Source organism: Acinetobacter sp. T63, assembly GCF_053852345.1.
The window spans coordinates 969,932-995,930 of the sequence record NZ_CM132659.1 but is presented as its reverse complement, the minus strand read 5'-3'; the positions used below and the strand labels follow the sequence as shown (position 1 = coordinate 995,930).

The following is a 25,999-nucleotide window of genomic DNA, read 5'->3' as shown; positions in this document are numbered from 1 at the left end:
ATGACCTCATGAGTATTCAAGTTAAAAATATTGAAAAACACTTTGGTGCATTCCATGCACTGAACAATATCTCCCTCGATTTTCCAGATGGCCAGCTGGTGGCCCTGTTAGGTCCATCGGGCTGTGGTAAAACCACCCTGCTGCGGATTATTGCCGGTTTGGAATCTGCCGATGGCGGTCAGGTGATTCTGGAAGGTCAGGATGCCACCGATGTTCACGTGCGTGAACGTCAGGTCGGTTTCGTCTTCCAGCATTATGCGCTGTTCCGTCACATGACTGTTTTTGACAACATTGCCTTTGGTTTACGTGTGCGTCCGCGTGCCACCCGTCCATCGGAAGCTGAAATAAAAAAACGCGTGACCCGTTTGCTTGATCTGGTGCAACTCGGCTTTCTGGCCGACCGTTATCCGGCACAATTGTCTGGCGGTCAGCGTCAGCGTATTGCCCTGGCGCGTGCCTTAGCCGTTGAACCACGTGTTTTGCTGTTGGATGAACCGTTTGGTGCGCTGGATGCCAAAGTGCGTAAAGAACTGCGCCGCTGGTTACGTACCTTGCATGATGAATTGCACATCACCTCTATTTTTGTTACCCATGATCAGGAAGAAGCCTTAGAAGTGGCGGATCAAATCGTGGTGATGAACAAAGGCAACATCGAGCAGATTGGTTCACCACGCGAAGTCTACGAAAAACCGGCGACGCCGTTTGTGTTTGACTTCCTGGGTCAGGCCAACCGTTTTGAAGGTCAGAACAGCAATGGCCTGATTCAGCTGGGTGAAGACCGTATTCAGCTGGCCAGCGCACAACAGGGGCCTCAGGGCGAGATCATTGCCTTTGCCCGCCCGGATGAGCTGACCATTCATGCCCAGCCACAGGACAATGCCATTCAAGCCACCTTCTTACGTGAAGTCTGGATTGCCGGTAAAGTGCTGGCAGAACTGAACGACCGTCAAGGGAACTTAATTGAAATTTCCCTCACCCCAGAAGAAGCACGCTTGCATCAGTTCCGTCCAAACCAGACCGTCTGGCTGACAGCAAGTCAATTACATTTATTTGAAAATCAAGTCGCTTAACCGCGCACCGATGGGGCATTTCAAGCCCCATCCTTTTTTGAGGGAAAAAGGACATGAACTTCCAACAGCTCAGAATTATTCGAGAAACTGTGCGCCAGAACTTCAATTTAACCGAAGCCTCTGCGGCGCTGTACACCTCCCAGTCCGGGGTGAGCAAGCATATTAAAGACCTGGAAGATGAACTGGGTGTGCAACTGTTTATCCGTAAAGGCAAACGCCTGCTCGGTTTGACTGAACCTGGTCAGGCCCTACTCGGTATTGTTGAGCGCATGTTGGTGGATGCCGATAATATTAAACGTCTGGCCGATGATTTCAATAAAGTGGATGAAGGCACCCTAACCATTGCCACCACCCACACTCAGGCACGTTATGTACTCCCGCCGATTGTGAACCAGTTTAAAAAAGAATTTCCCAAGGTCCATCTGATTCTGCAACAGGCCAGTCCGGTTGAAATTACCGAGATGCTGCTACAAGGCGAAGCCGATATTGGTATTGCAACAGAATCCTTAACCACAGAAAGCAATCTGGCCAGTGTGCCTTACTATACTTGGCAGCACAGTATTATTACCCCGCAAAACCATCCGCTAGCCCATAAAGCCGAGATCAGCATTCAAGATTTGGCGGAATATCCGATTATTACCTACCACGGCGGTTTTACCGGCCGTTCTAAAATTGACAAAGCTTTTGAAGATGCCGGTATTGATGTTGATATCGTGATGTCTGCCCTGGACGCCGACGTCATTAAAACCTATGTCGAATTAGGCATGGGCGTGGGTGTAGTCAACAATGTAGCCTATGACCAGGAACGTGATTATCGTTTAAAACAAATTGAAACCGATATTTTTGGCCTGAATACCACCTGGCTGGCGGTGCGTAAAGGACATTTACTACGTGGTTATGGCTATGAGTTTATTTCCCTGTGCTCACCTGAAGCCGACATTAAAGCCCTGAAAAAAGTCGCGTATCCGGAAGACTAACCCCAACAAAAAATGGAAATGGAGAGGATGGCATCAGCATCCTCTTTTTTTTATATCTCTCAAGTTGATCCACTAATCAGACTAGTCCAATCCACACTTCTTAAATTTTATGCTAACGCTCATTTTGCACTACATTACAGCACCCCTAAAAAATGGGATAAAGATCACTTAAAATTGTTTATTTTTTCATCAAATTCAGTTTTAATAGCTAGATAATTTTTTAATATCAATACTTTATAAATTTATAATTTAACCAAAAATTAAAGGACGGCCAATGAAGGTCTATTTTTTCTGGGTGTCGATGAGCCTGCTTTTACCAGTGCAAGCTGTCTCTGCAGCAGCGCTGGAGCAGTCCGGACAATCCATGCATATTTTTTTCCAGCCCGATCATTATGCCGAAATCTCCCTGGTGCATTTAGAGGCAGATGTTGCAGGACAAGTCGAAAATCAGGCTGCACTGGCCGAGTTAGGAATTTATGACTATTCCACCGGCAACCTGGCACCCGAGCAGCGTTTTGTTCTCGGTGGTTTTAAACTGCAGCTGAATCCAGAGTTTTCCTTTGCCCTGCTTTATGATCAGCCCTTTGGTGTTAAGGTCAACTATAACTACAACCCGGATTTTTATGGTCAACCATTAGACGTCGAAGCTGCCGACATTCGCTTTAAAACAGAAAATATTAGCGCACTTATCGGGTATCATCCGGATACGCACTGGACTTTTTATGCAGGACTCAGTCATCAGTCTTTTCAGGGAAACCTAGAGCTTTTGGGACAAAACTATTATATTTTTCATGGCTATCAGGCCCATTTTCCTAAAGATGATGCTTGGGGCTGGCTGGCCGGGTTACGCTACCAGATTCCTGAATATGCCATGAGTGCGGCGCTAACTTATCGTTCGGCCATTCATCATCAGCTAGCGGTACAGGAACAGTCTCCACAAGGCCAATTGCAGATTGTGGCGGACCAGAATACTGCTGTTCGCACACCTGAATCGCTGAATCTGGATTTACACACCGGCATCAGTGCCAATAACCTGCTCTATGCGGGTATACGCTGGGTCAACTGGAAAGATTTTTATATACAACCGACTCAATTTGGCGCCGTGATTGATGCTTACGCAACATTCGTTCCTGAAATTAAAGACTTTAAATTAATTCATTATCAGAAAGATCAATGGTCGGCCAAACTGGGCGGGTTACATCGCTGGAATGCACGCTGGATCAGTCAATTAGAACTGGGCTGGGACTCCGGGATTGGCAATCCGGCCTCGACCCTAAATCCGGCAGATGGGCACTATAGCCTCGGCTTAGGCCAGCTCTTTTATTTTCGACCCGACAGTTTTATGGCTGCAGGGGCCTATTATTTAAAGTTTAAACAACCACATATTCAACCCAGTAATTTTGCCGGTACTCAAATTTCCAGTCTAGCCTCGGTCAATCGGGACAATCATGCCTGGGTATATGGACTAAGATTTGGCCATCATTTCTAAAGGCATAAAAAAACGAGCCGAAGCTCGTTTTTTTATAGAAATGGTTTAGAAGCGGAAGCTTACGCCCAATTTCGCCACTGGTAACCATTCATATTCGTTGTCATTGGCAATTTCACGTTCTTCAGCAGCAAGGGCTTGACCTAAAGTACGGCCATCATCACCGACTAAACCTAAAGCAGCTGGATTCGCATTTAAGTTTACAGATGGATTACCATTATAGTAGGCACCGATCTCACCAAACACACCCCAACGGTTAGTAATTGCAGGAGAGAAACCGATCCCTACATAAGGGGCTAAATCATTTTTATAAGATAAGTCACCACTAATTTGAGCACCGGTTGTACCCGCATTAAAACGTGAACCATCTACAGTAAATGACGCATTTGTACCTACGCGACGATCCAGACCATAATCATTGTCAATATAACCTACACCAGCTGCCATATAGAACCAGTTCGCCCATGGACGAATTTCAGCATTTAAATATGTCAGGTTATTATCCATATCTAGATCATATTTGGAGCCATTGATAGATAAGTCATCTGACCAGGAAATATCGCCGCCGTTATAACCTAAAGTTACACCTACGTATGGGTTTGCACTCCAAGAAATCGCACCACCATAACCTGTTGTACCAACTTCAGCACGAACTGCAGCGGGTTTAAAGAAAGAGAAAGTTGAAACACCTTCATCTGTCACGACTGTCTGATCTGCTGCCATTGCTGAACCTGCTGCTGTTGCAAGCACGGAAATGGCTAAAATTTTATGTAAAGATTTCATGTAATGTGCTCCTCAAAATAAAAACTTATTTTTCATGTTTAGTACTATTGTTGATAAGCACAATATAAAGAAGTTCCCGCACAGTTTTTATGCACATTTTGCTCATTTTTTGTTATTTTTTGATACAAACCTATGTTTCTTTTTGAAAGATAACTCTTTTTTGAGGTGAAAGTTTAAGCAGATGTTTCTTCTATTGAGCGAAAACATTTTTCTTTATTATTAATTTCGATCTTAGCGCCAATTTTCATCTAACCCGTGTTCAATTTAGTGTAAAATCTTGAAAATTTTTTTGGAAGGAAGATCATGTCTCAGCTTTCAACGATTATTGAACAAGCGTTTGAAGATCGTGCTAATTTCACCGCGGCAGACTGCCCGGCTGAAATCCGTCAGGCAGTAGAGGAAGCTATTGCTGGCTTAGATAACGGTACACTGCGTGTAGCGGAAAAAATTGACGGTGAATGGGTTGTACACCAATGGTTGAAAAAAGCCGTTTTGTTATCTTTTAAACTGAACGACAACAAACCAATTGAGTCATGTGATCTTCGTTTCTATGACAAAGTCGACACCAAATTCAAAGGCTGGACTGAAGAACAGTTTAAAGCGGCTGGCGTACGCGTAGTACCCCCTGCAGTTGCACGTAAAGGTTCGTTCCAGGCAAAAAATGTGGTGCTGATGCCATCGTATGTCAACATTGGTGCATACGTAGATGAAGGCACTATGGTCGACACTTGGGCCACTGTCGGTTCATGTGCACAAATTGGTAAAAATGTACACTTGTCTGGTGGTGTTGGTATTGGTGGTGTACTTGAGCCACTACAAGCCAATCCGACCATTATTGAAGATAACTGCTTCATCGGCGCACGTTCTGAAATCGTGGAAGGCGTGATTGTTGAAGAAGGTTCTGTGATTTCAATGGGCGTTTACATTGGTCAATCTACCAAGATTTATGACCGTGAAACTGGCGAAATCCACTACGGCCGTGTTCCTGCCGGTTCTGTAGTTGTTTCTGGTAGCCTGCCATCTAAATGCGGCACATACAGCTTATATGCTGCCATTATCGTGAAAAAAGTTGACGCGCAAACACGTGCGAAAACCAGCCTGAACGATTTATTACGCGAAGACTAATTTTTCTTTAGTTTAAGCGGAGCTATCGCTCCTCATCTCTACGGTTAGCAATGATCGTAGAGATTTTTGTTTTTCTACCCGGTGGTTAATTTGTTATGAGTACGCTTCGATCTTCCGCTATTCCTGTTTCTGATCCGTCTGCGGGTTTACGCATTACGGAGATCTTCTATTCATTACAAGGCGAAGCCAATACCTCAGGGCTGCCTACCGTATTTATCCGTTTAACCGGTTGTCCGCTGCGCTGTACTTATTGTGATACCACCTATTCTTTTGAAGGCGGCGAACGTCAGTCACTTGAAGCAATTATTCAGACCACGCTGGACTTTAACACACCGTATGTCTGCGTGACGGGCGGTGAACCGCTGGCACAGCCGAATGCACTGCCTTTAATGCAGCGATTAGCAGATTTAGGCTGTGAAGTATCCCTGGAAACCAGCGGTGCTTTAGATGTATCTAAGGTAGACCCGCGTGTTTCCAAAGTTCTAGATTTAAAAACCCCAACCTCGGGGGAAGTTGCACGAAATTTGCTTTCAAATCTGGACTATTTGACTGCGCATGATCAAATCAAGTTCGTAATTTGTAACCGTGAAGATTATGAATGGTCAAAGCAGCAAGTAGAGTTATATCAACTGCATAAAAAAGTCAGTACCGTCTGGTTTTCCCCTGCCTTTGAAGTTGAAAATGGTGCCGCACGCATGCCGCAACTGGCCCGTGATTTGGCCCAATGGATTTTAGAAGACCATCTCCCTGTTCGTTTTCAGCTACAGTTACACAAACTGCTGTGGAATGACGAAACTGGTCGTTAATCAGGCTGCTGTATAATTGCTCTGTTTGCAAAATTAAGCTGCGAAACGCAAAGCTTTATACACAGCTCAAATTGCTTTTTATTATTTTGGAGATTCTGATGCGCCCTCGTGCCATTGTATTGTTATCTGGTGGTTTAGACTCAACAACCTGTTTAGCGTGGGCGCAAGCGCGTTATGAATGTATCGCCCTCAGTTTTCGTTATGGCCAGCGTTCAACCACTGAACTGGACGCTGCCAAAGCCTTAACCCAGCGTGCAGGTGTAGAACATCGTGTCATTAATATTGATTTAGGTAACTTAGGTGGCTCTGCCCTGACCGATCATAATATTGAGGTACCCGAGCAGGAACAGGATGGTATTCCGGTGACTTATGTGCCAGCACGTAACACCATCTTCCTGTCTTATGCACTGGCAGCAGCGGAAGTATTTGATGCAGAAGCCATTGTTATTGGTATTAACGCGGTGGATTATTCGGGTTATCCGGACTGTCGTCCTGAGTTTATTGAGGCTTTTGCCAATATGGCGCGTCTGGCCACCAAAGTGGGCGTAGAAGGAAAACCACTCAAATTTGAAACACCTTTGTTACATTTATCCAAAGCAAATATCATTCGCTTAGGTCTTGATCATGGCGTAGACTATAGTCAAACGGTGTCTTGCTACCAGGCAGATGACCAAGGACGTGCTTGTGGAAAATGCGATAGCTGTCGTTTACGTAAACAGGGTTTCCTAGACGCAGGTGTGGCTGATCCGACACGTTATATACCGTAATGACAAGGTAGAATCTATGAAGAATTTAAAATCAAACATTATCCTTTCTGCGATTGTGTCTACTGTAGCCGTATTTGCAACATCTGCTCAGGCCAACACAGACAAATTGCAACAGGCATATAAAAGCACCAATGTAAAATCGGCGCTGATTAATGTTTGTAAAGAAGAAACTGCAAAAGGTAAAAAGTTAAGCGCTGCTGAAGTCAGCAAATACTGTACCTGTGCGGTTGAAGCCGATGGCAAGCTGACCAATGCACAAAAATGGGAAATCCAAAGTACCATTAACCAGAAGAAAAGCCCAAGTACCCTTGCTTTTGTCCAAAAACAAAACAAAGACTTACAGGCATGTTTTGGTCCTCAGTTAACCGGTAAATTAAAAACCTTAACTGAAGAAGCCATGAAAGCCGCGCAAGCGCAGCAAAAGAAATAATCATATATTTCCTCCAGAGGCCTGCATCCATTGCAGGCTTTTTTTTGCCCAGTTTGCTGCGTTCATTTTTCTCTACCGGTAATTTGTGAGAAAACGCAGGAAATTCGGTATGATAGAGGCAATTTAAAAACTGACACAATCTAAAAGGACGATATCATGAGCGACTTGAACTTACCGAATCAGACTTTTCCGACCACCACGGCGGAAATCAATCTGGCTGAACTACAGGCGGAATGGTTAATTGTGTATTTTTATCCAAAGGATTCCACTCCAGGCTGTACCACGCAGGCGGTAGATTTTTCTGGCCTGAAAGATCAGTTTGAGGCATTGGGTGCGACCATTCTTGGCGTGTCGCGTGATTCGGTGAAAGCGCATCAGAACTTTACTGCCAAACAGAACCTGACGATTGATCTGATCAGTGATAAGGAGGAAGTGCTGTGCCAGCATTTTGATGTGATTAAAGAAAAAAATATGTATGGCAAAAAAGTCATGGGGATTGAGCGCTCTACCTTTATTTTCCATAATGGCCAGCTGGTCAAGGAATACCGTAAAGTCAAGGCTGCAGGACATGCCGAGCAGGTACTGGAAGATTTAAAAACCTTACAAGCCAACAGTTAAACAATTGCTGGATCGGAAAAAAGCCTGATACAAGCTCAGGCTTTTAATTCACTCATCACGTCTATTGTTATCTCATTATTGAACACGCCACTGACCTTTAAGCTGAATATTGACCTTTTCTCCAACACCACCCATCGCCTTTTTCATACCGAAATCACTACGCTGAATTTGGGTTGATGATTGCACATCCAGCAATTTCGGGTTTCCTGTATTCGGTTTTAAACTGGTATGAAAAACAACCGGACGCGTCACGCCGCGTAGGGTTAAATTACCGGCAATACGATATTGATCAGGACCTAAAGCAGTAAAACGCGTGCTTTTAAAACTGACGGTTTTATATTTTTGGGCATGGAATAAGTCCTCGCCCAGAATCATATGTCTTAAAGACGGTTTACTCAGCTGCAGACTGTCCACATTTAGCACAAATTGGGTTGAGGCCTGCTGCGGTGCTTTTGGATCAAAATGCATGACTGACTGCACCTCTTTAAACTGCCCTCCGACCAGTTGCACGCCCATGGACTTAATCTCAAAACCAACTTCACTTTTTGGGGTCAAGGTCCAGCGCTCGGCATAGGCCGGGCTGATACCCAACAGCATAATAGCCGCACCCAGTAAGCATTTGGTCTTTGACCTTGCTACATGTGACGGGTTCAAGTTCATCGCTTATCTCCTTGCTACACAGCTGGCTTGCTTTATCTCGTTAACAAGATGGAGCCGGCGAGCTTAGGTGAGATTACTACGGTCTTGCGCATGATATTTGTCTTGTAATTGTTGATAAACCGGCGTGTGCTGAAAATTCTGTAAAAATTTGATTGTGCCCGGCGGGAAGGCATCGGTCCAGATTTCTCCACGAAAATAGGCTTCACGTACCGGCGTGGCAGACATGGCACCTTCCAGACTGTCAAGCTCGACCATCTCCCACTCCGGGAAAAATTGCAGATAATAGGAAGACTCATCTTTAAAATGGCCAATTAAACCGACTTTGGCTTCTGGTCCGGCCACCGTGGCCACCAGCATTTTCACCAGTTTCTGCCATTTTTCATCGTTATATACATCGACCACATGCACAAATTTGATCCGCTGCTGCTGCTCTGGGCTAAAGTTGGACAGAATCATCTGCTGGCGTTCAGCGGCAGTAAACGGATTTTTGATATTGCGTTCATCTTGTGCAGAGCCCAGTGCCAAAATCACGTTTTCACTTTGCTCCAGCGCGATTAAAATGGTCTGCATATGTGCCAGATGAAAAGGCTGGAAGCGGCCAATAAACACAAGATAATCAAATTTATAATTCATAGCACATCAACTTTTATGAACTCACCAGTTGTGGCGTCAACAATAATTTTCGCCATAATAAGCCCATAAATTCAAATTAATTGAAAGCAAGGATAGTACGATGACACTGAGCTGTATTCAACAACCCCATCCACATTTGAATGCGAATTTAGACAATGGCGTACTGACCTTAGCCATTCAGCGCCCGGAAGCCAAAAATGCCCTGTATGGCGAACTGTATTTATGGATTGCGCAGGCACTGGACGAAGCCGATCAGAATAAAGACGTCCGCGTAGTAATTTTACGCGGAGCCGATGCTGATTTCAGTGCCGGTAACGACATGCAGGACTTCATGAAGTTTATTCAAACACCATTGCAAGGCAAAGCTGGAGATACGCCACCCTTTGTATTGCTAAAAGCTGCTGCACGTTTTTCCAAACCGCTAATTGCTGCGGTGCGTGGTGTAGCCATTGGCATTGGGGTCACGCTGTTATTACATGCAGATTTAGTCTATAGCGACAACACTGCCCTGTTCCAGATTCCATTTGTGAGCCTCGGCCTGTCCCCAGAAGGTGCGTCCAGCAAACTGCTGGTACAGCAGGCCGGTTTCCATAAAGCCGCAGAATTGCTGCTGACTGCACAGAAGTTTAATAGTGATAAAGCGCTGAGTGCCGGTCTGGTCAATAGCATTGAAGAGGATGTATATGCCACTGCCCAGCAACAGGCGCACATTTTGGCCGCCTTGCCACTGGCTTCTCTCAAACAAACCAAAGCGCTAATGAAACACAATCTGGATGAGATCATTGACTGTATTGATCATGAAGCTGAAATCTTTATGAAACGGGTCGGCTCACCGGAAATGATGGAAGCTGTACAGGCTTTTATGCAAAAACGTAAACCTGACTTTACCCAGTTTCATTAAGTATTATGCTCATCAACGTAGGTGCAGTCGCTGCGCCTACGTTTTTTATGGTTTAGTTGTTTTCTCTTTCTTTTATTTCTTTTGTGATGGTTCCCATGTCAAATTCGTCAGATCCCTCATCTTTAAACTCTGCATCATCTTCAACCGAGAAAAAACGCTATTACGAACCGGCACCACAAGATATTGATGTCGAAAACTTTCGTAAAGTCATCACCAGTCGCCGTTCAGTACGTAAATTTACCGACAAGCCCATTCCAGCGGATATTTTAGATGCCTGTCTGGATTTAGCCTTACTGGCACCGAACTCTTCCAATTTACAGCCATGGACCTTTTATGTGGTTCAGAACCCGGCCAAGAAAAAGCAGCTGGTCAAAGCCTGTCTGAGTCAGTTAGCAGCCAAAACTGCGGCCGAGCTGATTGTTTGTGTAGCACGCACTGATCGCATTGATGAAATGGCCAAACTCAATATTTCCGAGTTCCCTTTTCCTGAAGCGCCGGCTCCGGTAAAAAAATACTATAAATTTATTCCCTATAATTATAAAACTGGCTATTTCAATGCCTTCGGTCATTTCAAAAAAGTGGCCTTTAAAGTCGCACGTAGCCTGGACAAACAATTGCCAGTGTCAGCGTTTCATCCGGCCGATGCCAAACTGTGGGCCTCGAAAACTACCGCTTTGGCCTGTGAAAATCTGGTGCTGGCCTTACGCGCTTATGGCTTTGACAGCTGTATGATGGAAGGTTTTGATGAGCCAATGGTGCGTAAAATCTTAAAGCTGAATGAACAGCAATATGTGGTGATGGTAATTGCTGCCGGTGAACGTGCGAAAGATGGCGTGTTCTTCCCGCAATACCGGTTTGACCGGGAGTTGTTTATTCAGAAAGTTTAAACAAGATGTAAAAAGTCCCACTTTTCTTTAAGAGAGAAGCGGGACTGCTGCACAAGGGAGAGCTGATTAAAAGGCTCTCCCTCTCTGTCAGATATTCCAATATTCAATAATTAAAACTGCACATCTATCATCTGAATAAACTCGAATGCCGGTTCTTCATAAGGATGGCTATCTTTTAAGGCACGGGCTACATTTGCTGCGTTATCTTCCGGTACAATGATTTCCACCCGCCATTCCTCTACTTTTTCAAGCGTGCCGACTTCCCCAATATACGGGTCTGCGCCACGTAAGGGTTTAAATTGCCCGGTGCCCAGCACCTGCCAGGCACAGTGTTCATAATCGCCGATTCCCCCACCACCGGCTTTAAATACAGCAGCTTTGGTGGCTTCCAGATGCGATTCAGGCACATAAAAAATCAGTTTTAGCATAGTCACTCCCGGTATTGATCTATCTTTCATACCGTATTGACTGGCCTGTTGTCATCTGCTGTTTGCAAGAAATGACCTAAATCCTGAATAGCGCTACATCTGTTTGAATAGATACAGTACTGATCCCAAACAATTGCCCAGCTTTAGCTATGGGTTTGGATGAAACATGGCAATGGAATAGCGAGAATTATTGAATCTTCAAAATCGATTAGATCCTTTCTTTGCTTAGGCTATTCCATTGAGCTCATTATTTATCTCAGCAAGGTAATCTGCTTTAAATTTTTTTTAAGACGCCCACAATATTCAGCATCTCGAAATTATCCTGATCGGTGTCCAAGGTATGTGACTTAATTTGCACCTGAATATGATCATTCACCTGAAAATGCCTTAACGGGAAACAGTGCTCATTGGCACTATAGGCGCCCGTACTCGGACTGTCTGACAGCAGTTGGGTAATGCTTAAACGCAGGTCATTTTTTCTGGAGATGGAAATCTTATCCTGATTGGCATACTGACTCTGAATGCCCTTGCCATACAGCTGGATACAGAGCTGGTTATACTGTTTTTGCAGCGCCTGCGTGTACTGAAAACCATCACTCCAGACCAGTCCTTGTGGCGCGGTCTGAATTCGGGTTTCCGGGTTTTTCACCAGTGAATCATCACCCAGATGAATTAAATGTAGCCCCTGCTGAAACACCACATGCGCTTCGGTTAAAGGCTTGAGCTGAACCAGATGACTATGCTGATCAATATATAAATGCTGGTTCTGATAGGACAGCAACAGGATTTCCGGTTGATAGCCCTCCATCCAGACCGTGCCGGCAATATGATCCGGATAATCATATTCACGAGGCAGATATAAGGTATAGCGGCCATCAGCCTGAGAATGGGCATAATAGTTGTGTTCGCCCAGCTGCACATAGATTTTGGCTTGAGCAACAGGCTGCCCACTGGCATCAAATACCTGACCTGAAACCGACCACTTTTCACCTTGTGGCTGCGTACCAGACTGGGACTGGGTTAAACTGGAATGCAGCGGCTGAGCATATCTGACAGACTCCTGAATCTTGGCACTCTCACCACCACAACCGTTCAGCATAATCAAGCTGGTAAAAATAGGAATGACCGTTCGCATCTGCATTTTTGTTATCCACTTTTATAATTATGCTGTTTATTGTACGGTGCCGGGCAAAATCAGCTATCCCCATTTTGGGATGAAACGCCGATAAAAAAGCCACCCGTAGGTGGCTTTTCAAAATAAGGTCAATTAACCAATGAATTTACGTGCGTTACGGAACATACGTAACCATGCACCATCTTCAGTCCATTCTTCAGGTTTCCAGGAATGTTGTACGGCACGGAAGTTACGCTCCGGATGCGGCATCATAATCGTGGCACGACCATCTTTAGAGGTCACACCAGTAATCCCTTCTGGAGAACCGTTCGGGTTCAGTGGATAGTGCTGGGTCACATTGCCCTGACTGTCGACATAACGCAGGCTGATCTGGTTGCCAGCATTTAATGCGGCAAAGTCTTCAGCGCTGGCAACAGCACGACCTTCACCATGCGCAACCGCGATTGGCAGAATTGAACCTTCCATGCCATCAAACAGAATCGAGTTTGATTTTTCTACACGCACGTTCACAGTACGCGCTTCAAACACTTCAGAGGTATTGCGATGGAAACGTGGCCAATGCTCTGCACCCGGAATCAGTGGTGCTAGTTGTGACAGCATTTGACAGCCGTTACAGATACCCACACTGAAAGTTTCTTGACGGTTAAAGAATTTCTCGAACTGATCACGCAGTTTGGCATTAAACAGCACCGATTTTGCCCAGCCACCGCCGGCACCTAAAACGTCACCGTAAGAGAAGCCGCCACAGGTGACCAGACCTTCAAAGTCATCCAGGCTGATACGACCGGCCAGCAGGTCACTCATGTGTACGTCAACGGTGTTGAAACCGACTTTATCAAACGCAGCCGCCATTTCAACATGACCGTTAACCCCCTGCTCACGCAGAATCGCCATGTTTGGACGACGGGTGTTGATGTACGGTGCTTCAACCGGCTCGTTCAGGTCATAAGTTGGCTGCGCGATAATCCCCTGATGGGCTTTATCTGCAATTAAGGCAAATTCCTGATCGGCATTTTCAACGTTGTCACGTAAACGCTGGATCTGATAAGACACTTCTGCCCATGCCTGTTGCAGGTCAGTACGTTCCAGCACCAAACCGTTTACCGCCAACTGGTCAGAATTGTTGACTGTACCGACAACCGCAATTGCATCTTTCAATGTCGACGCTGCAACTTCAGCTTGTAATGCTTCCCAATCTGCTTTGGTAATTTGCAGCACAGCACCAATTTCTTCAGCAAACAGGCTTGCAGTCGATTGATCTTCCAGTGCCACACCCAAGCGTGACGCAAACATCATCTCTGCAACAGTAGCCAATAAACCACCATCACCGATGTCGTGGTAGGCTTTAATCAGGCCGCGGTTGTTCCAGTCTTGTACCAATGCGAAGAAGGCTTTGAAGTCATCGAAGCTGTCGACATCTGGTGTCACTGAACCAATCGCTTTGTACACTTGCGCCAGGATCGAACCGCCCAGACGGAATTGACCTTTAGACAGGTCGATACGTACCAGTACAGATTCAAGATTTTTCAGTTCTGGTGTTAATGTCTTACGCACATCAGTCACAGGTGCAAATGCAGTGATCACGCCTGACATTGGCGAAGTGACAGATTTGTCTTCACCTTCGTCATTCCAAGTCGTACGCATAGACAGTGAGTCTTTACCGACTGGAATGGCAATGCCCAGTGCCGGACACATTTCCATACCAATCGCTTTTACGCCTTCGAACAGTGCCTGATCTTCACCTTTTTGTCCTGCTGCTGCCATCCAGTTTGCAGACAGTTTAATGTCGCCAATCTGGTCAATTTTTGCAGACATCAGATTGCTGATCGCTTCAGCTACCGCTAAACGTGCAGACGCTGCCGGGTTCAATAATGCCACTGGTGGACGTTCACCCATGGCCATCGCTTCACCGGTATAACCCACCAGGCTTGTGGTTGTTACTGCAGCATCCGCTACAGGCACTTGCCATGGGCCAACCATCTGGTCACGTGCCACCATACCGGTAATCGAACGGTCACCAATGGTGATCAGGAACGATTTAGAGGCAACGGTCGGGTTTTTCAGGACACGGTAAATCGCATCTTTCAGATCTGTCACTTGAGCTGCATCAAAATCATCGCCTTTACGCTCGATGCTTTCATATGAACGGCTCATACGTGGTGTACCGCCCAGCATCACCTGCATTGGCATATCCACTGGCTTGTTGCCAAAAAGTGGATCTTCAACGGTTAAATGACGCGCTTCAGTCGCTTCACCCAGTACCGCAAACGGACAACGTTCACGCGCACAGATCGATTCAAACAACGCTAGAGATTCTGGACGGATTGCCAGTACATAACGCTCTTGTGCTTCGTTAGACCAGATTTCCATTGGCGACATGCCTGGCTCAAGCGATGGAATCTTACGTAAATCCAGTACCGCACCGAGCTCATGATCGTTGACCAGTTCTGGCATTGCGTTTGAAATACCGCCCGCACCAACGTCATGCACCGATACGATTGGGTTTTCATCTTCCATGCGCCAGCAGGTATCAATTACTTCCTGGCAACGGCGTTCCATTTCCGGGTTTTCACGTTGTACAGAAGCGAAGTCCAGGCTCTCACCCATGGTACCGCTGTCTACAGAAGACGCTGCACCACCACCTAAACCGATCAGCATGGCTGGACCACCAAGCACGATCAGAAGATCGCCCGGTTGAATTGCATCTTTTTCGACATGATCCGGACGGATGTTACCGTAACCACCGGCAATCATAATTGGCTTATGGAAGCCTTTGACTTCGCCATTGACGTTTTGTTCAAAGGTACGGAAGTAACCATTTAAGGCAGGACGACCGAATTCGTTGTTAAACGCCGCACCACCGAGTGGACCTTCAATCATGATTTGCAGCGGAGAGGCCATACGTGATGGTTTGCCGTAGTTATCTTCCCATGGCTGTTCAAAGCCTGGAATGTTCAGGTTCGATGTGGTGAAACCAGTTAAACCTGCTTTAGGCTTACCACCACGACCGGTTGCGCCTTCATCACGGATTTCACCACCTGAACCGGTTGCCGCACCGGCAAATGGGGCAATTGCAGTTGGGTGGTTATGGGTTTCCACCTTCATCAGGATGTGAGCCGCCTGGCTCTTGTATTTATAAACGTATTGACCGTTTTCTTCTTGCGTTGGGTAGAAACGCTGGGTATCAAAACCTACAATCACCGATGCGTTGTCTTTATATGCTGACAATACATCGGTTGGTGATTCTTTATAGGTGTTTTTGATCATCTGGAACAAAGACAACGGCTGAACTTCACCATCAATGGTCCATTCTGAACCGAAGATTTTATGACGGCAATGCTCAGAGTTGGCTTGCGCAAACATCATCAGTTCGATGTCATTCGGGTTACGGCCCAGTTTGGTGAAAGCTTCAGTCAGATAATCAATTTCATCTTCAGACAGTGCAAAACCAAATTCATTGTTGGCTTTAACCAGTGCTTCTTTGCCCTGACCCAGAATATCAATTGAGTTTAACGGTTTTGGTGCGGTTTCCACGAACAGTGCGGCTGCATCTGTAATGTCAGTAAACACGCTTTCGGTCATGCGGTCATGCAAGATCTGTAATGCTTCTTTAGAAAGCGCTTTTACACCTTTTAGGGTAAACAGCAATCCGCGCTCCATACGGTGCACTGGAATATTACAGTTGGCAAAAATATCCGTCGCTTTGGATGACCACGGCGAAATGGTACCGACACGTGGAGTCACTAAAATTTGGACTTCGTCACTGGCAGGCTGACGTAATTCAAAAGATGCGCCATCATTTAACAGCTCTAAAGCTGATTGTTGCTGCTGCTCGTTGAGCGCTTGGTCAAACAGATAGATCCATTGGCTATCGAAAGATTGAACAGAACTAATTGACGATAAACGTGATAATAGTTGAGTTTTCTTAAAAGAAGAATGTGCAGGTGCACCGGCCACGATAAACATGCTGATTTTGGCTCCACGGGCAGATCTTTTGGACCTCGCCACAATGTGACTTGAAGAGAGCGCATATTCTACTGTGAAATGAGCCAATCAGCTAGAGAGGATTTGATAAATCTGACAGCGAAACGATCAGAGTTTTGATAAAAATCTGTTTATTTCCAGTCAAAAAAATTGAACCGGCCGCGCAGATTATCATATTTTGTTTCATATCGAGTAAAACTGTATTGATAATTTTTTGCATCAGAAAAATTGTCTTATTTTTCAACAGTTCTATAAGCATGATGAAAGCTAGTCCTAGATTGTCTGAATAGCCTGCTGCAGAACCAGAAATTAAATTTTTTGTACGAATTAATCATCCTGAAAGCTGAGTACTCATATCCACCCGAAGAGAGCGTTGCTGTCATCCGCTCAGGATCCCTTTGGTCTTTGCCTTTGTGAACCTTGAACCCTGAGACTTCACCCTCTTAGATGGGATTTTTACGTTCAATATTTCTATTATTTTTCGTCCTGTATTCTCTTGAGTTTAACTTGATTTATTCACCTAAAAGAAAGAATGAAAATATGCAAATCCAACCCTTATAATCTCATACCACGAATATGTCACAAGAGTTTTTTCCATTATGTATTTCACTTCCTAATATCAGGGATAATCTAGTAGATAATATATAGATATTCTCAAGGAAAAAGCCCTATATAAATATCCACCCTAAAATTATCATTGCATCTATTTGATAAATGATTACTTACCTTTCATAAAAAAAACTTGTCAATAATATGAAGAAATAACATTTAAAATAAATTTCATCCAATTCATTCTACAAGAATTGGTTTAAAATATAAGCTTTGACCAACAAGTAAAAATCGAAAAAATATGAATTTTTAATTTTTGTTACTTTTTTTAACATTTTAAATTAACGCAAACTTCAACAAGTTTTAATCCAATCTATAAATTACTGTAATCCCTAAAAAAAATATTCATATATTTGACCCTGCAAAATCATAGTTTTTTATCTAAAAATCACCCCTATATCAGCAAAAAACCTTACTTCCCACTGACTTCATCAGTGAATTTGATGGTTTTATGTTAAGCTCTAGCTCAATTGCTGAGGCAAGGTCCATTTTTGGACTCACCTACGTACATCTTTTTATGCTGTGGATCAAATATCGGCTAGATATTTAAACACCAGATTTCTCATTTTCTGCAGCTTTATGCTCTGCCTGTTTTAGAGCCTTAGTACGTCACCAAAAGATTTGTTTTTTAAAATAAAGGTGCCTCGCTTAAGGAGTAATTATGTTTCAATTCACTAGTACAACCACTGTACTATTGATGGTGCTTTTTTACGGCATTACCTTTGTACTGTCGTTACGTATTAAACAAAAAAATGAAAATGTCGATGGCTATATGGTCTCGAATGGTTCTATTGGCTTTGGTATGTCTGCGGCCAGCATGACCGCAACTTGGATTTGGGCAGCGTCATTCTATGCAGCTGCCTCTTCAGGTTATAAATACGGCGTTTCCGGTGCCTTGCACTACGGCCTCTGGGGCGCGCTGATGATTTTGTTTATTTATCCTTTTGGTAAGCGCTTTCGTGAGTTGGCACCCAATGCACATACGCTGGCAGAAATTATGCATGCCCGCCATGGCAACCAGAGCCAGATGATTTTGGCAGGCTCCAATATTGTGGGAAGTGTCATCAGTTTGATGGTGAATTTTACTGCAGCAGGTGCCTTGGTCGAAATTTTATCTCCCCTAAGCTTTGTACATGGCGTCTTGATCACCGGGATTGGTGTGCTGTCTTATACCCTCTGGTCTGGCTTCCGTTCCTCTGTATTTACCGATTTTGGCCAGCTGGTGGCGATGATCGTGGCGGCGGTGATCATTATCCCAACGCTGTTCTTCACTTTGGGCGGACCGTCCCTGTTTCAAACGGGTATTCACAACCTGCAGCCTGAACAGCTCGATTTCTTCTCTAAAACTGCATTTCTAGAACAAGGTGCGCCTTTCTTCGTCGCAGTCCTGGCGTATGCCATCGGTAACCAGACCATTGCCCAACGTTTATTTGCGGTACGGGAAGACTTGATTAAACCCAGTTTTATTACGGCGACGATTGGTTATGCCGCGATTGTGATCGGGTTGGGGATGCTCGGCTTACTGGCCTTGTTTGCCGGAATTCAACCGATTGATGGCAACTTGAATAACCTGATTCCACAAATGGCAGCGACGTATCTCTCTCCATTTATGGTGGCCCTGTTATTTATCATGGTGATCGGTGCGCTGTCTTCAACGGCTGACTCGGATCTGTCTGCGTTATCTGCGATTGTGATGACTGACATTTATGGAAAACAGATTGCCAAAAACCAACCTAATCCCAAGAAAATGCTGTTTATTGGTCGTATAACCATGATTGTCGCCACCATGCTTGGGATCATTATCGCCACTTTAAAATTTGACATTTTATCAATGCTGATTTTTGTGGGTGCACTTTGGGGGTCTATTGTATTTCCGGTAATTGTCAGCCTGTATTGGGACAAAGTGAATTCTCGTGCCTTTAACTGGTCGGTCGGGCTCGCCTTCGTCAGCTTCCTGATTGTCCGTTTTGAATGGATTCCAATCCAGGGCTTGATTGCGCTTGGCTTTGAGCTACTTGCAACCCTGGGTATTGGTGTGGTGCTGGGTCTGATGACCTTTGGTTTCTTCGGCAAAAAAGTCGGTTTGGTGGTGGGTATCTTGGCCAGTATTGGCTTCATGCCATGGACCATCGGCTTCTTGCGTGAATACGGCACCTTATTAAGCTCACTGACTGCTTATGGCAGCAGTGCTCTGGTCTGTACTGTTCTGACCTTGGTCTACAGTAAAGAACGATTTGATTTTAAACAAATCAACAAGATGGTGATTGAATTTCACCAGCTATCTGAGAAAAGTAAATAAGGAGATTTCAGATGACTAGTCAATTATTGACCCTATATGTACTTTTTTGGCCGTTGATCGCGAGCCTGGTCTTGTTCACAATTTGCTTGAATGTCTATAAAGATGCACAACAAGCCAAGGAAACTGGTGAAGGGCTGGTGTAATTTTAACTCTTCATGAAAAAGCAGGCTCATTTGGCCTGTTTTTTTATGGCCGTTTCATATTGTTTGAATCACTTGTCTATATTGAGGAGCAAGATTTTTTCTGCTTTTCATTCCCATGACAATTCATGTCGCCTCACTCTAGTACTGGGCTTGGTTTTTTGGCATGATGCAAAGCAGTAAATAATTGAATAATGATAAATGACACAGATGCGTTGGTTAGAACTGCTTTCGACAGTTCGGATTGGTAGTAAAAAGCAAAGTACTGAACAGGCGCGTAGCCCGTTTCATAAAGATTATGACCGTATTATTTTCTCGCAGAGTTTCCGGCAGCTGAACCGCAAAACCCAGGTCCATCCGCTTACCCAACATGATGGTATTCATACCCGCCTGACCCATTCGCTGGAAGTGTCCTGTATTGGCCGTTCACTGGGGATGCTGGCAGCAGAAAAAATCAAGGATCAACTGCCTCCGTGGATTACCCCGGCCGATGTCGGCGCGATTATTCAGGCTGCCTGTCTGGCGCATGATATTGGCAATCCGCCTTTTGGTCATGCCGGTGAATATGCCATTCGTGAATGGTTTGATGATGCCTCGCATACCGACTTTTTAAAGGACCTAAGTCCGGAACAGGAAGCCGATGTACGCCAGTTTGAAGGCAATGCCCAAGGCCTGCGCCTGCTGACCAAAATTGACTATCATCCGCATGATGGCGGTATGCGTCTGACCTATGCCACCTTGGGTGCCTATTTAAAATATCCGTGGCTGTCGAAAACCATGGCCTCGCAGGCCAATCGTCCGGCCAGTCAGCGCGCCAAATTCGGTTGCTATCAGGCAGAAAAAGACATTCTGAAACAGATTGCCGAACAGCTCGGCCTGATTGAAATCGGACCTTATCGTTATTGCCGCCATCCGCTGACCTATTTACTCGAAGCCGCAGATGACATCTGCTATGCACTGATTGATCTGGAAGATGGCATTATCCTGAACATGCTCAGCTATGATGAGGTCGAACCGATTTTCCTGAACCTGATTGGCGATTATGGCATGCCGGAAGAACTGTCTTTGGACAGCACCACCTGGCAGCAGAAAATTGCCGCGCTACGTGGCCGGGTGATGAAACGTCTGGTCGATGAAGTCACCAGCGCCTTTGCCAAGCAGCATGACCGGATTCTTTCGGGCCAGCTGAAAGGGACCTTGCTGCAATATTGCTCGGCCGATATTGAAATTGGCATTAACCGGGCCAAAGAACTGGCGCGTGATAAAATTTTTGAACATCCGCAAAAAGCCGGTCTGGAAATTATTGCCCATCAGAGCCTGCAAAGTATTCTGGATGCCTTTATTCCGCTGACCACACCGCATAAAACCTTAAGCTTTAAAGAGCAGCGGCTGATGGCAATTTTGCAGCGTTCCGGTGCCCATTTTGGTCCAGATCACTATGACAATATCATGCAGGTGCTGGATATTATCTCAAAATTCTCGGATCATCAGGCGTATAACCTGGCGCAGGAATTACAAGGCAATAAAGCCGGATTCTTTTAAGTACAGCCAGCCGTTTTGGGAGAACCTCCAAAACTGCTTTATACTTTTGCGCGTGCTGACATTGCTTGTGCAACACCCCGGCCCATCGGCTGTATATCGCAGAGCATCACAGAAAAGTGGATGACTTCAAGATGCAGACGACAGGCTCGGAACTGAAAAATTTAACCGAATAGAAGTGAATAAACTGAATGATTGGATGTCTGATTGGTGAGGTGTTTGCCCTCGAAGCCCCTACGGTCTTATTAAATGTCAATGGTGTGGGCTATGAAGTCGATACACCGCTGTCTACATTTTGCCAATTACAAAAAGGCCAGAAAGTCACCTTATGGACCCATTTAGCAGTCCGTGAAGATGCTCAACTGCTATATGGTTTTCTTGATGCGCAGGAAAAAACCATTTTCCGCACCCTGCTCAAGGTCAACGGTGTTGGTCCAAAAATGGCACTCGGCATTCTATCGACTTTAAGCGTCGACATGCTGATTCACACGGTTGAACATGAAGATATTAACACCCTGGTCAAAGTACCGGGTGTCGGCAAAAAAACCGCTGAACGACTGATGATTGAACTGCGCGACCGCTTTAAAGCGATGGCTGCTGGCAATACACCAAGCAACACCAGCAGCGCACAAATCCAGTTTATGGGGAACTCTGCCGTGGCCGAAGCCGAAGCTGCGTTACAGTCACTGGGTTACAAACCACAGGAAGCACAAAAACTGGTGAATGCTGCCAAAGGCGACTTCACCGAAGCCAGCGACATTATCCGGGCAGCATTAAAGTCGATGAACAAATAGAAAACTCTATCTTGCCTCAAGGCCAGCATGAGATACGCGAAAATGTCATTCGCAACTGTTTGGGGCAGGAAGTATTTGCACAAAAATCTTTCTGCGATATAGTCGAAACGAATCATCTTTTGACGAGTTTTGCGAATGACGATGGTTTTGCTTACTTTTGCCGAATGAGAAATATATTTCGCAAGGTAAGGCCAACCGCAGGTTATTCCCGAAATTTAATTTTCTTGGAACATCCGTCAAAAAGCGCTTTTGACGTCTGCCCCATTAAACTGTATTTACCTGAAGTTTACATAATATATGCAAGACCGTCTTATCAGTGGTTCTGAAAAACCCGAAGATCAAATTGATCGCGCCATCCGCCCCACCTCCCTCGATGACTACATCGGTCAACCGGTGGTGCGTGAACAAATGGAAATCTTTATTGGTGCAGCGCGCGGCCGCGGCGAAGCCCTCGATCATACCCTGATTTTCGGCCCACCGGGCTTAGGTAAAACCACCCTAGCCAATATCATTGCCCGTGAAATGGGCGGCAACCTGAAATCGACTTCGGGGCCTGTGCTTGAACGTGCCGGTGACTTGGCAGCCATGCTGACCAACCTTGAAGAAGGCGATGTACTGTTTATTGATGAAATTCATCGCCTGTCACCAGTGATTGAAGAAATCCTCTATCCGGCGATGGAAGATTACCAGCTGGACATCATGATTGGTGAAGGCCCGGCAGCGCGTTCGATCAAACTGGACTTGCCGGCATTTACTCTGGTCGCCGCCACCACGCGGGCCGGTCTGCTCACTTCGCCGCTGCGTGACCGTTTCGGGATTGTGCAGCGTTTAGAATTCTACTCGGTGGAAGATCTGACCCATATCGTAAAACGTTCTGCCAGTTTAATGGATGTCCCGATGACCGAAGAAGGCGCGGCAGAAATTGCCCGCCGTTCCCGCGGCACACCGCGTATTGCCAACCGCTTGTTGCGCCGGGTACGTGACTATGCCCAGGTCAAAGGCACCGGCGAAGTCACCCATGCAATGGCCCAGCGCGCTCTGGATATGCTCAATGTCGATAAAGATGGCCTGGACACCTTAGACCGTCGCTATCTGTCAATGTTACTGGAACGTTTTGATGGCGGACCTGCCGGTGTCGAAGCACTGGCCGCAGCCATGGCAGAAGATTCAGGCACCTTGGAAGATGTGATTGAGCCTTATCTGATTCAGCAAGGTTATGTGATGCGTACTGCACGTGGCCGGATTGCCACCAATATGGCTTATTTGCAGTTTGGCATGACCCCGCCGGAACCGAAATAACAGCAATGCCTGACCTTCATTGCTTATGAGATGATGAAGGTCTTTGATAAATAACAACTTGAATACATACTCGAACAACAATAATGATGACCGAACAACAACTAATTCAACACCTTCAGCGGCATTTTGATGAGCTGATAGAGCAATTGCAGCCAATCCGGCCCCTACCTTATAGCAAACCATTCCAGTTTTTCAGTGAATCTGAACTGAACTATCTGAACCAGCTTTTGCAAGGCAATCTCAGTCCCTGACTGAGCTTCGACTTTAAAAATGAACGCGGCAAAATCATTGATGCAGATCGAGCCGGCATTGAACAGATCGACCTGCATCGGCATGGGCACTGGTCCATTGATGCCATCCATTTTGATCAGCTATGCGCCATCCACTGGATTAGCCTGTATTTTTCTGAAGAACTTAACCCCTTTATTGAAACCTATACCCAACCACCCGCTTCAGTAAAACCGAAACAGAAGCTTGCCCTGATTCTGACATTAGTGGCTGTGCTGGGCGGAATTGGCTGTTATCTGCTGCAAGACGCTGTAGGGATTGTCTTATCTGTGGCTGCGTTCTTTCTTAGTCTGATCTGGTATGGCTTACTTTAGCTACGGCAATATTTTGCCAATAAGCAGCCTCAGCAGTTTGAGCGAACTTTCGTGATCAGCAGCTATTTCGCCTTGCATCTACGCGATTATGCGGTGGAACGGCTGTACCTCGATCATCCGGACAGTGCCTAAAACCGCACTGGCAACAGTGCTATCAAAATTGCCAATGACCAAGCACAGGCGGCATGGCAAAAAAAGGCATAAATCACGTGTCAATTCACCTAATTCAACCTGTACCGAACGATAAATATCCAATCTCGGCTCTACATTCTTTATACCTTTGTCACTGGATTTGACACCTTGTGCCATAGGAGCAAAAAGTCATTATGCTAAACTGCAAAGCCAACCCAGTCGGGCATTTGACAGAACCTCAGACAACTTCAATCCAGTTCTGTACGGCCCTTCCAGACCAAAACTGAAAATTGTAATGGAACAGTATCATGGCGAATAAATTTGAATTTCAAATTCGTATCTATATGGAAGACACCGATGCAGGCGGGATTGTATACCATGCCAATCATATTCGTTTCATGGAGCGCACCCGGACCGAATGGCTGCGTGCTTCCGGCGTCGATCATTATTGGCATCAAAACGACTATAACTTTGTCGTGCATAAAATTAATGTCAAATATATGCGTCCAATCTTAATGGATGATCTGATTACTGTTACAGCAAGTGTTGTTTCGTGTAAAGCAACGTCATTTGTATTGCAACAAAATATTTATCGTGGTGAAATCATGCTTGCTTCTGGTGAGGTGGAATTGGCATGTTTAAGTTCTGAAATGCGTCCACGTCGCCTTCCGGATGAAATTCGTGGCCTGATTCTAAAAGAGCTAGGACAGGACCAAGACTAAAAACTTATGGCACTACGTAACTATGGCAACACAATTAGAATCATCTCTACAAGTCTCTGATCTTATTTTGCAGGCAAGCCCTGTGGTACAACTGGTCATGTTGGTGCTGTTACTGGCCTCCTTGTATAGTTGGTATCTGATCGCCAAGTTACATCTCAGTTATAAAAAAGCCCAGGCCGATGATGATCATTTCCAGAAAATCTTCTGGTCTGGTGCTGAATTAAATACGCTATATAACAATGCCCAACTCAATTCCAAACGCACTGGCCTGGAAGATATTTTCTACCAGGGTCTGGGTGAATTTCTCAAACTGAAAAAACGTCACGCCCCGACTGCACAAAGTCTGGAAGGCACCGAGCGTATTTTACGTGTCGGTTTAAGCCGTGACCAGGGCCAACTGGAACAAGGCTTAGGCGCGCTGGCCAGCATTGGCTCTGTGGCACCGTATATTGGTTTATTTGGAACCGTGTGGGGCATTATGAATGCCTTTATTGGCCTGGCCGATGTCGATCAGGTAACACTGGCTACCGTTGCACCGGGGATTGCCGAAGCGCTAATTGCCACCGCAATTGGTTTATTTGCCGCAATTCCAGCAGTCCTGGCCTTTAACCATTACACCGCCAAAGGTGAAAGCCTCTATTCAGACCGTGCCTTGTTTGCTGAAGAGATGGTGGCCTTATTACAACGTCAGTCTTTGGGTTCAGCACGGGAACATGACTAATGGCCATTCAACGTTCCGGACGCTTCGAGCGTATTAAAAAGCCCTTAAAAAGTGATATGAACGTAGTGCCTTACATCGACGTGATGTTGGTGCTGCTGGTCATTTTTATGGTCACTGCCCCAATGATTACCAGCGGCATCAATGTCGATTTGCCGCAGGCCAATGGCAATCCGATTGAATCCAAAGATGCACCGGCTGTGGTCAGTTTGGACAAAGACGGCCAGTATTTTCTGAAATACAAAGCTCAAAATTCCAGTCAGCCGCTAACACTCAGTGAACTAACCACACTATTAAGCGAAGCGCAGCAACAGGCACAAGCGGAAAATAAAGAACTGCATGTGGTCATTGAAGGTGAAAAATCTCGTGCGTATGGCGAAGTCATGGCCCTGATGAGCAGCCTTCAGGACGCCGGTTTAACTCAGGTTGGCTTACTGACTGAGCCATTAAAGTAA

Annotated in this window: 25 protein-coding genes; 18 read left to right on the top strand and 7 right to left on the bottom strand. The window is 45.5% G+C overall.

The window, feature by feature from the left end:
- Positions 1-8 precede the first annotated feature (8 nt).
- From ACVLR6_RS04765 to ACVLR6_RS04755, 3 genes are all read left to right on the top strand, one after another.
- Positions 9-1,070, top strand: a complete 1,062-nt coding sequence (locus ACVLR6_RS04765; protein WP_005176652.1) for a sulfate/molybdate ABC transporter ATP-binding protein — start codon at positions 9-11, stop codon at positions 1,068-1,070.
- A 53-nt stretch (positions 1,071-1,123) separates the two neighbouring features.
- Positions 1,124-2,047 (top strand): CysB family HTH-type transcriptional regulator, encoded by a 924-nt coding sequence (locus ACVLR6_RS04760; protein WP_075167787.1) that lies wholly within the window; start codon positions 1,124-1,126, stop codon positions 2,045-2,047.
- A gap of 274 nt (positions 2,048-2,321) precedes the next feature.
- Positions 2,322-3,536, top strand: a complete 1,215-nt coding sequence (locus ACVLR6_RS04755) for an OmpP1/FadL family transporter (protein WP_455995930.1) — start codon at positions 2,322-2,324, stop codon at positions 3,534-3,536.
- 45 nt (positions 3,537-3,581) lie between these two features.
- Here the strand turns inward: ACVLR6_RS04755 and carO are convergent, their stop codons facing one another.
- Positions 3,582-4,316 carry an ornithine uptake porin CarO gene (carO, locus tag ACVLR6_RS04750; RefSeq protein WP_286422954.1) on the bottom strand — a complete coding sequence of 245 codons (735 nt, stop codon included), beginning with the start codon at positions 4,314-4,316 and terminating at the stop codon, positions 3,582-3,584.
- Positions 4,317-4,619: 303 nt separating this feature from the next.
- Here carO and dapD point away from each other — a divergent pair, with 303 nt between their 5' ends.
- From dapD to ACVLR6_RS04725, 5 genes are all read left to right on the top strand, one after another.
- Positions 4,620-5,441: a 2,3,4,5-tetrahydropyridine-2,6-dicarboxylate N-succinyltransferase gene (gene dapD / locus ACVLR6_RS04745; RefSeq protein ID WP_005176646.1), complete on the top strand. Its 822-nt coding sequence runs from the start codon at positions 4,620-4,622 to the stop codon at positions 5,439-5,441.
- Positions 5,442-5,536: 95 nt separating this feature from the next.
- Positions 5,537-6,247 (top strand): 7-carboxy-7-deazaguanine synthase QueE, encoded by a 711-nt coding sequence (queE, locus tag ACVLR6_RS04740; protein ID WP_075167785.1) that lies wholly within the window; start codon positions 5,537-5,539, stop codon positions 6,245-6,247.
- Between the two features lie 98 nt (positions 6,248-6,345).
- Positions 6,346-7,014 carry a 7-cyano-7-deazaguanine synthase QueC gene (queC, locus tag ACVLR6_RS04735; RefSeq protein WP_005176642.1) on the top strand — a complete coding sequence of 223 codons (669 nt, stop codon included), beginning with the start codon at positions 6,346-6,348 and terminating at the stop codon, positions 7,012-7,014.
- A 16-nt stretch (positions 7,015-7,030) separates the two neighbouring features.
- On the top strand, positions 7,031-7,444 hold the full coding sequence (locus tag ACVLR6_RS04730) for a hypothetical protein (protein WP_005176638.1): 414 nt from the start codon (positions 7,031-7,033) through the stop codon (positions 7,442-7,444).
- A 156-nt stretch (positions 7,445-7,600) separates the two neighbouring features.
- On the top strand, positions 7,601-8,062 hold the full coding sequence (locus tag ACVLR6_RS04725) for a peroxiredoxin (protein WP_005176635.1): 462 nt from the start codon (positions 7,601-7,603) through the stop codon (positions 8,060-8,062).
- 75 nt (positions 8,063-8,137) lie between these two features.
- Here the strand turns inward: ACVLR6_RS04725 and ACVLR6_RS04720 are convergent, their stop codons facing one another.
- Positions 8,138-8,722 (bottom strand): YceI family protein, encoded by a 585-nt coding sequence (locus tag ACVLR6_RS04720; RefSeq protein WP_005176631.1) that lies wholly within the window; start codon positions 8,720-8,722, stop codon positions 8,138-8,140.
- Positions 8,723-8,785: 63 nt separating this feature from the next.
- Entirely contained in the window at positions 8,786-9,355 is a 570-nt protein-coding gene (locus ACVLR6_RS04715) for a nicotinate-nicotinamide nucleotide adenylyltransferase (protein WP_075174739.1), read from the bottom strand.
- 100 nt (positions 9,356-9,455) lie between these two features.
- On the opposite strand from ACVLR6_RS04715, the gene ACVLR6_RS04710 reads away from it, so the two are divergent.
- Complete coding sequence (locus ACVLR6_RS04710; protein WP_160241484.1) at positions 9,456-10,256, top strand: enoyl-CoA hydratase; 801 nt, start codon at positions 9,456-9,458, stop codon at positions 10,254-10,256.
- A gap of 95 nt (positions 10,257-10,351) precedes the next feature.
- Positions 10,352-11,143, top strand: a complete 792-nt coding sequence (locus tag ACVLR6_RS04705) for a nitroreductase family protein (RefSeq protein ID WP_160243417.1) — start codon at positions 10,352-10,354, stop codon at positions 11,141-11,143.
- A gap of 110 nt (positions 11,144-11,253) precedes the next feature.
- Here ACVLR6_RS04705 and ACVLR6_RS04700 read toward each other — a convergent pair whose 3' ends face one another.
- The 3 genes from ACVLR6_RS04700 to purL all read right to left on the bottom strand — a co-directional run bounded on the left by ACVLR6_RS04700 (position 11,254) and on the right by purL (position 16,672).
- A complete protein-coding gene (locus ACVLR6_RS04700) occupies positions 11,254-11,571 on the bottom strand; it encodes a hypothetical protein (RefSeq protein WP_005176621.1) in 318 nt (105 codons plus the stop codon).
- 274 nt (positions 11,572-11,845) lie between these two features.
- Positions 11,846-12,712 (bottom strand): carboxypeptidase-like regulatory domain-containing protein, encoded by an 867-nt coding sequence (locus ACVLR6_RS04695; RefSeq protein ID WP_455995927.1) that lies wholly within the window; start codon positions 12,710-12,712, stop codon positions 11,846-11,848.
- A gap of 126 nt (positions 12,713-12,838) precedes the next feature.
- Entirely contained in the window at positions 12,839-16,672 is a 3,834-nt protein-coding gene (gene purL / locus ACVLR6_RS04690) for a phosphoribosylformylglycinamidine synthase (protein ID WP_168414590.1), read from the bottom strand.
- A 1,288-nt stretch (positions 16,673-17,960) separates the two neighbouring features.
- On the opposite strand from purL, the gene ACVLR6_RS04685 reads away from it, so the two are divergent.
- From ACVLR6_RS04685 to ruvB, 5 genes are all read left to right on the top strand, one after another.
- On the top strand, positions 17,961-19,598 hold the full coding sequence (locus ACVLR6_RS04685) for a sodium:solute symporter family protein (protein ID WP_005176615.1): 1,638 nt from the start codon (positions 17,961-17,963) through the stop codon (positions 19,596-19,598).
- 11 nt (positions 19,599-19,609) lie between these two features.
- Entirely contained in the window at positions 19,610-19,741 is a 132-nt protein-coding gene (locus tag ACVLR6_RS04680; RefSeq protein ID WP_005176614.1) for a putative transporter small subunit, read from the top strand.
- Positions 19,742-19,939: 198 nt separating this feature from the next.
- Positions 19,940-21,280 (top strand): deoxyguanosinetriphosphate triphosphohydrolase, encoded by a 1,341-nt coding sequence (locus ACVLR6_RS04675; protein ID WP_160243421.1) that lies wholly within the window; start codon positions 19,940-19,942, stop codon positions 21,278-21,280.
- 188 nt (positions 21,281-21,468) lie between these two features.
- Positions 21,469-22,071, top strand: a complete 603-nt coding sequence (gene ruvA / locus ACVLR6_RS04670; RefSeq protein ID WP_005176612.1) for a Holliday junction branch migration protein RuvA — start codon at positions 21,469-21,471, stop codon at positions 22,069-22,071.
- 297 nt (positions 22,072-22,368) lie between these two features.
- Positions 22,369-23,370, top strand: a complete 1,002-nt coding sequence (gene ruvB, locus ACVLR6_RS04665; RefSeq protein ID WP_005176611.1) for a Holliday junction branch migration DNA helicase RuvB — start codon at positions 22,369-22,371, stop codon at positions 23,368-23,370.
- Between the two features lie 164 nt (positions 23,371-23,534).
- Here the strand turns inward: ruvB and ACVLR6_RS04660 are convergent, their stop codons facing one another.
- Positions 23,535-23,732, bottom strand: a complete 198-nt coding sequence (locus ACVLR6_RS04660; protein WP_160243422.1) for a hypothetical protein — start codon at positions 23,730-23,732, stop codon at positions 23,535-23,537.
- 680 nt (positions 23,733-24,412) lie between these two features.
- Here ACVLR6_RS04660 and ybgC point away from each other — a divergent pair.
- The 3 genes from ybgC to tolR are packed head-to-tail and all read left to right on the top strand — an operon-like array spanning position 24,413 to position 25,999.
- The gene (gene ybgC, locus ACVLR6_RS04655; protein ID WP_005176609.1) at positions 24,413-24,826 is read left to right on the top strand and encodes a tol-pal system-associated acyl-CoA thioesterase; all 414 of its coding nucleotides are present in this window, start codon (positions 24,413-24,415) and stop codon (positions 24,824-24,826) included.
- A gap of 22 nt (positions 24,827-24,848) precedes the next feature.
- Positions 24,849-25,547 carry a protein TolQ gene (gene tolQ / locus ACVLR6_RS04650; protein ID WP_005176608.1) on the top strand — a complete coding sequence of 233 codons (699 nt, stop codon included), beginning with the start codon at positions 24,849-24,851 and terminating at the stop codon, positions 25,545-25,547.
- Entirely contained in the window at positions 25,547-25,999 is a 453-nt protein-coding gene (gene tolR / locus ACVLR6_RS04645; RefSeq protein ID WP_104498625.1) for a protein TolR, read from the top strand. Before tolQ ends, tolR begins: the two co-directional genes overlap by 1 nt.

Excerpts from the sequence above, each read along its gene's own strand:
- ACVLR6_RS04765 (WP_005176652.1), top strand. The coding sequence starts at position 9 with ATGAGTATTCAAGTTAAAAATATTGAAAAACACTTTGGTGCATTCCAT.
- ACVLR6_RS04760 (WP_075167787.1), top strand. The coding sequence starts at position 1,124 with ATGAACTTCCAACAGCTCAGAATTATTCGAGAAACTGTGCGCCAGAAC.
- ACVLR6_RS04755 (WP_455995930.1), top strand. The coding sequence starts at position 2,322 with ATGAAGGTCTATTTTTTCTGGGTGTCGATGAGCCTGCTTTTACCAGTG.
- carO (WP_286422954.1), bottom strand. The coding sequence starts at position 4,316 with ATGAAATCTTTACATAAAATTTTAGCCATTTCCGTGCTTGCAACAGCA.
- dapD (WP_005176646.1), top strand. The coding sequence starts at position 4,620 with ATGTCTCAGCTTTCAACGATTATTGAACAAGCGTTTGAAGATCGTGCT.
- queE (WP_075167785.1), top strand. The coding sequence starts at position 5,537 with ATGAGTACGCTTCGATCTTCCGCTATTCCTGTTTCTGATCCGTCTGCG.
- queC (WP_005176642.1), top strand. The coding sequence starts at position 6,346 with ATGCGCCCTCGTGCCATTGTATTGTTATCTGGTGGTTTAGACTCAACA.
- ACVLR6_RS04730 (WP_005176638.1), top strand. The coding sequence starts at position 7,031 with ATGAAGAATTTAAAATCAAACATTATCCTTTCTGCGATTGTGTCTACT.
- ACVLR6_RS04725 (WP_005176635.1), top strand. The coding sequence starts at position 7,601 with ATGAGCGACTTGAACTTACCGAATCAGACTTTTCCGACCACCACGGCG.
- ACVLR6_RS04720 (WP_005176631.1), bottom strand. The coding sequence starts at position 8,722 with ATGAACTTGAACCCGTCACATGTAGCAAGGTCAAAGACCAAATGCTTA.
- ACVLR6_RS04715 (WP_075174739.1), bottom strand. The coding sequence starts at position 9,355 with ATGAATTATAAATTTGATTATCTTGTGTTTATTGGCCGCTTCCAGCCT.
- ACVLR6_RS04710 (WP_160241484.1), top strand. The coding sequence starts at position 9,456 with ATGACACTGAGCTGTATTCAACAACCCCATCCACATTTGAATGCGAAT.
- ACVLR6_RS04705 (WP_160243417.1), top strand. The coding sequence starts at position 10,352 with ATGTCAAATTCGTCAGATCCCTCATCTTTAAACTCTGCATCATCTTCA.
- ACVLR6_RS04700 (WP_005176621.1), bottom strand. The coding sequence starts at position 11,571 with ATGCTAAAACTGATTTTTTATGTGCCTGAATCGCATCTGGAAGCCACC.
- ACVLR6_RS04695 (WP_455995927.1), bottom strand. The coding sequence starts at position 12,712 with ATGCAGATGCGAACGGTCATTCCTATTTTTACCAGCTTGATTATGCTG.
- purL (WP_168414590.1), bottom strand. The coding sequence starts at position 16,672 with ATGTTTATCGTGGCCGGTGCACCTGCACATTCTTCTTTTAAGAAAACT.
- ACVLR6_RS04685 (WP_005176615.1), top strand. The coding sequence starts at position 17,961 with ATGTTTCAATTCACTAGTACAACCACTGTACTATTGATGGTGCTTTTT.
- ACVLR6_RS04680 (WP_005176614.1), top strand. The coding sequence starts at position 19,610 with ATGACTAGTCAATTATTGACCCTATATGTACTTTTTTGGCCGTTGATC.
- ACVLR6_RS04675 (WP_160243421.1), top strand. The coding sequence starts at position 19,940 with ATGACACAGATGCGTTGGTTAGAACTGCTTTCGACAGTTCGGATTGGT.
- ruvA (WP_005176612.1), top strand. The coding sequence starts at position 21,469 with ATGATTGGATGTCTGATTGGTGAGGTGTTTGCCCTCGAAGCCCCTACG.
- ruvB (WP_005176611.1), top strand. The coding sequence starts at position 22,369 with ATGCAAGACCGTCTTATCAGTGGTTCTGAAAAACCCGAAGATCAAATT.
- ACVLR6_RS04660 (WP_160243422.1), bottom strand. The coding sequence starts at position 23,732 with ATGGATGGCATCAATGGACCAGTGCCCATGCCGATGCAGGTCGATCTG.
- ybgC (WP_005176609.1), top strand. The coding sequence starts at position 24,413 with ATGGCGAATAAATTTGAATTTCAAATTCGTATCTATATGGAAGACACC.
- tolQ (WP_005176608.1), top strand. The coding sequence starts at position 24,849 with ATGGCAACACAATTAGAATCATCTCTACAAGTCTCTGATCTTATTTTG.
- tolR (WP_104498625.1), top strand. The coding sequence starts at position 25,547 with ATGGCCATTCAACGTTCCGGACGCTTCGAGCGTATTAAAAAGCCCTTA.